The following is a 7688-nucleotide window of genomic DNA, read 5'->3' on the forward strand; positions in this document are numbered from 1 at the left end:
GCCAGTGCAGCGCACTACAAGAAGAAGCGGGGATCAAAGCGATGTCGCACAAGCTGCTGGACATCACACCGACACCGGAGGTCCTGGTCGCTCTGACCCGGACGCCTATTACAGAGATCGATGCGTTGAGCGAGCTCATCGACAACGCGGTCGACTCCTTCTACGCAGCCCGCATCGCCGGGACTCCTTCAGCAGTCCAACAGGTCTTGGTGGAGATCCCTGGTGCCTCAGAGGTAAACCGGGGCGAAGGTCTTGTCCGGGTCCGCGACACAGGTCCTGGGTTGACTGAGGAGCAGATCGCCGATGCGATGCGGGCCGGATACTCTAACAAGAACCACTATGACACCCTCGGGCTGTTCGGAATGGGCTTCAACATCGCGACAGGCAAACTCGGACAAGTCACCCGGGTGATCTCTGCGCGCACGGAGAACGACTACGCAATCCAAGTCACGCTCGACATTCCGCATCTCCAGCGGGCCGGCACCTTCACTGTTGAGGCTGAGCAGGTCTCGAAACCTCCCCAAATGACGCATGGCACCGTCGTGGAGGTAAGGGGCTGGTGGCCGGACGGCGACGCCAACAGCCGATTCATCAAGAGACTGGCACAGATACCGAAAAGCACTGTCCGCGAACGTCTTGGGCGCAGGTACGCCACTTTGCTACGCGGGGAACTTGGGAGTCCAGTACTCCTCAGCGTGAATGGCGACAACTGCCGGGCGTACGAACACTGCACCTGGTCCGAGTCGCGCTTCGTCGACCACCAGAAGTACGGAAAGGTACCTGCGAGGTTCTCCTTTGACGAAGCAGTCGACCGGTCTCGCCGCTGCTTGAAAGACGCGACCGAATTCGGATCCGGCGACTCCTGCCCCCGATGCGGCGGCCGCGAAAGCCGAGAGGTTGTGCAGAGAGTGCGTGGCTGGGTCGGGATCCAACGCTTCGATGACGCTAACGACTACGGCATCGATCTGATCCGAAACGGCAGGGCAATCCGTGAGGCAGAAAAGCCCGCCTTCTTCGAATTCGCCGACGAGGTAACTGGGAAGCTGGAGCGCGAGTATCCGATCGACCAGCAGTACGGCCGCATCGTGGGAGAAATCCACCTCGACCAGGTCCCGGTCGATTTCCAGAAACAAAACTTCCAAAGGGCTACCGCCGAGTGGCAGGCTGCGATTCGATTTCTACGCGGAGGCTCGCTGCTACCGAACAAATGGGCGGACGGCGAGCCCAATAACTCGCCGGTCTCTCGCCTGTTCCAGGGCTACCGCAAGGTTCGGAGCTTCGGCCGCGGCGATATGTACATGGGCCAGTACAGCAAGGCGAAAGGAAAGGCCGAGCGTATCTCCAGGGAGGTTGAGCGGGAGTATTATCAGCGATTCCTGAGCCGGGAGCCGGGCTATTACGATGATATGAAGTGGTGGGAACTGGTCGAATCCGCAAACGAGCCTCCGTTAGACGAGCTTCTCGCCTGCCCTGCATGTGCGTCTCAGAACACGAAAGGCGCTGAAGCCTGCATTGGTTGCGGGCACGTTTTTGAGGGCAAGTCCTGCCGTAATTCCGAATGCGATGCAGTAATTGTTCGCTCTGCCATTAGCTGTCAACGCTGCGGCACTTCTCAGGTCGTGAAGGTGCTGATGCCCTGGCACTGCGCATTCTGCGATACGGATAACGAAGCAGGGGCCGAGCATTGTGCGACCTGCGGCAGCCTGAAGGACTCCCCACACCCTGCGAGCGATGAAGCCCTCTCGTACGGCGCCGAGCCAGAGCCGGGCCTCGGGGTGCAGAATCTATCGGTCATACTCGCCAACGGAAAGTCCAGTGATCCACTGGACATCTCCGTCTTCAGCGTCCAGAGACCGATCACGGCCGACTGGGGTCGAGACCCGGTTCCGCTGGTGACTTTTCCAAAGTCCGGGTACCTAGTGATCTATATCAACCTCACGCACCAGGTCTTTTCTGAAACTAGTCTCTACCCTCAGTATTTGATCGCGACTGAAGCAGCTCAGTACGTCTATAGTCTGCACCCGTACCTACGGAGCCGGCCAGGCCACACGGTTGCCGTGTTGACATCCGAACTGCTCAAGCAAGGCTGGGGCGATGATGTCGACGAGAATGCCGACACCGTACGCAGCACCATCAAAGAACTCTTCACTGCAATCATCGAGAAGGTACAGAACTCACCGTGGGCTGAAGACTTCTACCGCGAGCTCGACGATGCCCAGCAAAGGGCAATGGCTGAGGCCATGATCAAATCTGGCGTGGACCTAGCCCAGCTAGGCCACATGAAGTCGACTGGAAGTTACCTACGCTACTGTGACCGCGAAACTCTCGCGGCCTTCTTCAAGTTCCGGCCGCAGGATTGGTTTGACGGCCAGGTCTGGCAGGACACGTGGCCACAAGAGAGCGATATGGGTCCGGTTGTCACCGCCAAGATGCGCCATGAGCTCCAAGTCAAGTACCTGCGCTGCTTGGAAGACGCCGCGTCGTACCTACGGTACGAACAGCCGGAGCGTCTCATCGTCGTCAGGGCCCGCGCCGCAGCGGAATTCCTGGCCGACAAGCTGTCGTCATGACCCAACGAATCGTGACAGAGCTGGGCCTGAGCGGCACCGGTTGGCAGGCGTTCGAGCGCACGGTGCAACGACTCCTGGCTGCACGCGGATACCAGGGCGTGCGGCTAGCGGGTGCTTCTGGGGATGGGGGAGCTGACGTTATTGGCACGCTTTCCGGAAGGCGCTGGCTGTTTCAGGTGAAGCGCTGGCGCACACCAGTCGGCACCGAAGTCGTCGCCGAGGTCGTCGCAGCGTGCCGCCGCTACGAGGCAGATATACCGGTAATCGTCAGCCTCAACGGTTTTACCCAGACGGTCCGAGCCCAACAGGTCCAACTCATGCACAAAGGAATTCCCTTGCAGCTGTGGGACCGCAGAGTCCTTCTGAAGCAGGCAGAACTAGTGCCGACCGAGCCTTTAGCACAGCGCATGCCAGAGCGATATGAGCTCCGCTCCTACCAAGTACGCGCAGTGGACTCCATCATGCGGGAATTCGTTAATGGCTCCCGCAGCGCACTCGTCGTCCTAGCCACCGGCCTGGGAAAGACCTTCGTTGCCTCCGAGTTCTACAGGCGTTTTGCCGCACTCCGACCTGGCACCAAAACGCTAGTTTTGGCCCACCGCAACGAGCTTGTCTACCAACTGGAGCGTTCCTTCTGGCCTTTGCTGCCAGCGTCGGTGGCTACCGGGGTGTGGAATGGCTACGAGCGTCCTGACACCGACACGCTTGAGGATCTCGACGTCGTCTTCGCATGCATCGACACAGTGGCCTCCGCTGTCGCATCTGGAAGAGTCCTGCCCGACTTCAGACTTGCAATCGTCGACGAATGCCACCACCTCGGCACAACTGCGTATGACGCAGTGTTGGGCGAGCTCTCCGCAGGTGACGGTGGAGCCTTCCTGGTCGGTATGACCGCTACGCCATGGCGACCAGACGGCAAGTCTTTGAACCGATGGTTCGACTTCCCTGTCGTTGACATCGACATTGTGCGAGGGCTTCAGGAGGGCTACCTGGCTAACGTGGACTATCGGATGTATACGGACAACATCGACTGGGACAACCTCAAAACGGGCCTCTCCTCTAAGACCTCTGCAGCACTTACCCCTCGAGGGATCAACCGGACCCTGTTCATCGAAGAATGGGACGACGCCGTCGTTGATCGACTAGCCGATGCATGGGGAGAACAGCCTCGTCCCCGCGCAATCGTCTTCTGCGGCACCATCGACCACGCGGAGCGCGTGGCGGCCCGTATCAACTCCCTCGCGTTCACTAGTGCCGAAGTCATCGCTTCCCGTACCTCCGATGGCCGGTCGGTGGGCGCTGCGGAGCGGAGCCGGATCCTATGGAACTTCTCCGATGGCCACACGGGAGTACTGTGCGCTGTTGATGTGCTGAACGAAGGAGTCGATGTTCCAGATGTCAATATCGTTGTCTTCCAACGCGTCACACACAGCCGTCGCATCTTTATCCAGCAGCTCGGGCGAGGGCTCCGCCTCGCACCGGGCAAGGATCGCGTCGTCGTTCTCGACTTCGTCTCTGATATCCGCCGCTTCGCGGCCGGCCTTGAACTGCAGGCGTCCCTCAAGCAGCCTGACGCCCAGCGGAACCCGCGGGTACGCATCGGCAGCAAGGTGTCCTTCATGCGGGCCAACGACGAAGACAAACGAGGGGCCCAGTTCTTACGGGAGTGGCTCGGAGACCTGCAGGCCATCCAGGATGCAGGTGAGGACGTCCATATTCTGCGCTACCCACCCGACAATGCAATAACAATGATTAGCGAATAATAGGGGAGATTCATTATGGCACAAGGGAATTCCGATCCACAGGCGGATTGGTCCCGCCTCAAACCGGATACCGTACACGCGGTGGGCAAGCTACACGAGCTATTGGAGAGCGAGGCTCCCAACCAGGACATTCTGGATATGTACAACTACACTAAGAAACTCCTCGCCGAATCGATGAAAGCGCTCTTCCTCTCGACGCTTCCGAACAACTGCCCAACGTTCCACGAGGTTCGCACCGAGCTGGCCGTTAAGATGAAAGATCAATGGGGAGAACATATTCCGGATAGATACCTCACCGTCCCATACGGCAGCAAGACCCATGAGACCCTCTTCGCAGTCCTCCTCCAATGGATTGGCAAGCCTGTAAGCGCCGACTGGCTGCGCTTTACAACCCAAGACTCAGTCCACACCGAACGCAGGACACGTGAGCTACGAGAGCTCGGACTGCAGATCCAGACTGGCAAGTCAAGCGGCGCCGACGTATACACGCTCCAATCCCTGATGATTGATACTGCCTTCGTCCCATCGATCATCAAGAACAACCTCCGCATGAAGCACGCATCCGACCAGGAAAAGGCAGAGGTACTAGCTATTCTCGGGCTTGAGAACCCTTGACCTCACCTCCGGACCCGCAGGCAGGAGGCCACCGGTCCGAGGCTGTCGTACCGAGTGGATAAGGTTGTCCGACGCAAGCCGGGTCATCAGGACCCGGCATTTCAATACGGGGAGGTCGGCATGACCACGAGCGAGCGGAAGCTCACCTCTGTGGAGATCTGCGCCGGAGCAGGAGGCCAGGCCCTCGGCCTCGAGAACGCTGGCTTCTCCCACTCCGCGCTAGTGGAGATCGATGCGAACGCGTGCGCCACCCTTGAATTGAACCTGACGAACAGGAATCCGGGAGCGGATGTCATCCAAGGCGACGTCCTGACTTTCCGGGACGACGTCCTCAACGGGGATCGCAGCTACCAGCAGCTTGACCTTCTCTCGGGCGGCGTACCTTGCCCGCCATTCTCGATGGCAGGAAAGCAGCTGGGCCATGAGGATGAGAGGGATCTCTTTCCCGCCATGCTCGATTTGGTCGGGGCGCTGCAGCCCAAGGCAGTCATGATCGAGAACGTCCGCGGACTCCTGCAACCAAAGTTCCGAGCTTACCGGCGGTGGATCTTGTGGAGGCTTGAGCACGCCTTCTGCGAAAGCCCTGCGCCCTTGCTCGATGAACCGCTCGCGTGCAGCGACTATGTCCACCACGGCTACATCGTCCACCGTGAAGACGAGCCCGAAAACGTTCGGAGCTGGCAGCTGCTCAACGCCAGCGACTACGGTGTCCCTCAACTCCGGCCGCGTTCAGTCCTGGTGGCGCTCAAGCCTAGATACGACCCGTACTTCAGTTGGCCCGAGAAACACCCTGAAAAGGCTCCAACTGTTGGAGAGGTGCTTGAGCACTCGATGTCTAAGAGGCATTGGCCTGGCGCGGCAGCCTGGGCGCTCAAGGCCAAAAGGATTGCGCCGACCCTGGTCGGCGGATCCAAGAAACACGGTGGCGCTGACCTCGGACCCACTCGGGCGAAGCAGGCATGGGCCACGATGAGCGTGGACGCTATGGGGGTAGCCGATGAAGTCCCCGACGAGAATGCTCCGAAAGACCACCACCCCAAGCTGACAGTCGAGCAAGCAGCCCTCCTGCAGGGATTTCCACCCGACTGGAAGATCACTGGACGCAAGACGGCTGCCTACCGCCAAGTCGGCAATGCCTTTCCACCCCCAGTCGCTGAGGCGATCGGCCGTCAGATCGCTATGGCAATCAGGTCCGCGGAGCGCGGGGACCCGAAGCCCGAGCGCGACGCTGAACAACTGTTCTGACAACTTCCTCCGAGGCGGATGCGGGATCCTCGTGCTCCCAGAACCGCAACACGAGCCATCCCGCTGCCTCGAGTTTTGCGTCCGTGTCGCGGTCACGGACAACGTTTCCGCCGATCTTCGAATTCCAGTAATCAGGATTAGTCTTCGGCGGAACGTAGTGTTCCGGGCAACCGTGCCAGAAGCAGCCGTCTACGAATACTGCAACCTTTGCCGGGCCAAAGACTAGGTCAACGCTGCGGCGTATCTCTGGGAGTGGTCGCTGGGCCACCCGGTATCGCAGGCCAGCTGCATGCACTAGCGACCGCAACGCCAGCTCCGGCTTTGTATCCCGACTACGGTTTCCCACCATGCTTCGCCGGTTTCCCTGGGATGATGCCCATGATCCGCTGGGCGGATGCCAAGGCACCCCATCCCTTTCCAACTGCCCAGCTTGAGCTTTCTTGCTCATTTGCCTCCAAGTACCCATGGCTGTGCGATACCGCCCTCCAAGCCGCTAACGCACAGATCGGCTGAGCCCACAAGCAAACAATATCGTGATCGGGTCAGCCTACGGCTCAGTAAGGACACAATCCGGTCAGCGCCGATGAACCGAATCAGTTGCCATCGAAGACAGGCGGTTGCACGATCCGGAGGATGCGACAACTGAGGCTTCCCCCGAATAGTGGACACCGATTTGGCAGGACCGAAGGTCCTGCTGGAAGGATGTCTCCATGCCTCCTCGTAAGCGCCGGTCATTCACGACCGAGTACAAGGTCGAGGCTGCCCATCGGGTGATCGATTCCGGACGCACGATCGCCGACGTTGCCCGGGAACTGGGCTTGAACGAGGGCTTGCTCAGCAACTGGGTCAAAGACGAACGGCGCAGGATCGCCGCCGCTGAGGCCCATGGCGAGAAGCCCCTGGACTCGGCCGAGCGGGCCGAGTTGCTGCGGCTGCGAAAGCAAGTCGCCGACCAGGACAAAGACATCGCGTTCCTGAAAAAAGCTTCGGCGTACTTTGCCGCGATGCAGACGAACCGGCCCGGTTCGCTCTGATGGCCGAGTACGCCGACCCCGACGACCTAGCGGCCAGCGCCACCACCACGCGAGGATCGCGCCCCCGGTTCTCGATCGTGCGGATGGCACGGCTTCTGGGGGTATCGACCTCGGGCTACTACGAGCATGTCAAACGATGCGCGGCAACGGTTTTGACGCCACGTCAGCAGCGTCGCGCCGATCTCGAAGTGAAGATCACCGATATCCACGCCGAGTTCGACGGGACCTACGGATCACCGCGGATTACCGCCGAGCTGCGCGAGCGCGGTGAGATCGTGACCCGCAAAACCGTCGCCAAGATCATGGCCGGTCTCGGGGTCGAGGGCATCAGCCCACGCACGTTCAAGGTGAAAACGACGGTGGTCGACCCGAAGGCGTCGTTCCCGCCGGATCTGGTCGTCCGGGACTTCGATCGGGGCCGAATCGACGCGGTCTGGCTGACCGATATCACCTATCTCACC

7 protein-coding genes are annotated in these 7688 nt (G+C 60.1%); 6 read left to right on the plus strand and 1 reads right to left on the minus strand.

What is annotated here, in order from left to right; all coding sequences use genetic code 11:
• Positions 1 to 41 precede the first annotated feature (41 nt).
• From ACFXHE_RS25510 to ACFXHE_RS25525, 4 genes are all read left to right on the plus strand, one after another.
• Positions 42 to 2570 (plus strand): ATP-binding protein, encoded by a 2529-nt coding sequence (locus tag ACFXHE_RS25510; RefSeq protein WP_379386872.1) that lies wholly within the window; start codon positions 42 to 44, stop codon positions 2568 to 2570.
• On the plus strand, positions 2567 to 4333 hold the full coding sequence (locus ACFXHE_RS25515) for a DEAD/DEAH box helicase family protein (protein WP_379386874.1): 1767 nt from the start codon (positions 2567 to 2569) through the stop codon (positions 4331 to 4333). Before ACFXHE_RS25510 ends, ACFXHE_RS25515 begins: the two co-directional genes overlap by 4 nt.
• An 81-nt stretch (positions 4334 to 4414) precedes the next feature.
• Positions 4415 to 4948 carry a hypothetical protein gene (locus ACFXHE_RS25520; RefSeq protein ID WP_379386876.1) on the plus strand — a complete coding sequence of 178 codons (534 nt, stop codon included), beginning with the start codon at positions 4415 to 4417 and terminating at the stop codon, positions 4946 to 4948.
• Between the two features lie 120 nt (positions 4949 to 5068).
• Positions 5069 to 6193 carry a DNA cytosine methyltransferase gene (locus ACFXHE_RS25525; protein ID WP_379386878.1) on the plus strand — a complete coding sequence of 375 codons (1125 nt, stop codon included), beginning with the start codon at positions 5069 to 5071 and terminating at the stop codon, positions 6191 to 6193.
• Here ACFXHE_RS25525 and ACFXHE_RS25530 read toward each other — a convergent pair.
• On the minus strand, positions 6135 to 6659 hold the full coding sequence (locus tag ACFXHE_RS25530; RefSeq protein WP_379386880.1) for a very short patch repair endonuclease: 525 nt from the start codon (positions 6657 to 6659) through the stop codon (positions 6135 to 6137). The genes ACFXHE_RS25525 and ACFXHE_RS25530 overlap by 59 nt on opposite strands.
• A gap of 244 nt (positions 6660 to 6903) precedes the next feature.
• On the opposite strand from ACFXHE_RS25530, the gene ACFXHE_RS25535 reads away from it, so the two are divergent.
• Together ACFXHE_RS25535 and ACFXHE_RS25540 are read left to right on the plus strand one after the other, a co-directional pair.
• Entirely contained in the window at positions 6904 to 7227 is a 324-nt protein-coding gene (locus ACFXHE_RS25535; protein WP_376946689.1) for a transposase, read from the plus strand.
• 83 nt (positions 7228 to 7310) lie between these two features.
• Positions 7311 to 7688 (plus strand): IS3 family transposase (locus ACFXHE_RS25540; RefSeq protein ID WP_379386882.1); only part of this gene is annotated, 378 nt, incomplete at its 3' end.

Origin of the sequence: Nocardia sp. NPDC059229 (assembly GCF_042754165.1) — a bacterium.
Taxonomy (GTDB): Bacteria; Actinomycetota; Actinomycetes; order Mycobacteriales; family Mycobacteriaceae; genus Nocardia.

Excerpts from the sequence above, each read along its gene's own strand:
- ACFXHE_RS25525 (WP_379386878.1), top strand. The coding sequence starts at position 5,069 with ATGACCACGAGCGAGCGGAAGCTCACCTCTGTGGAGATCTGCGCCGGA.
- ACFXHE_RS25510 (WP_379386872.1), top strand. The coding sequence starts at position 42 with ATGTCGCACAAGCTGCTGGACATCACACCGACACCGGAGGTCCTGGTC.
- ACFXHE_RS25515 (WP_379386874.1), top strand. The coding sequence starts at position 2,567 with ATGACCCAACGAATCGTGACAGAGCTGGGCCTGAGCGGCACCGGTTGG.
- ACFXHE_RS25530 (WP_379386880.1), bottom strand. The coding sequence starts at position 6,659 with ATGGGTACTTGGAGGCAAATGAGCAAGAAAGCTCAAGCTGGGCAGTTG.
- ACFXHE_RS25535 (WP_376946689.1), top strand. The coding sequence starts at position 6,904 with ATGCCTCCTCGTAAGCGCCGGTCATTCACGACCGAGTACAAGGTCGAG.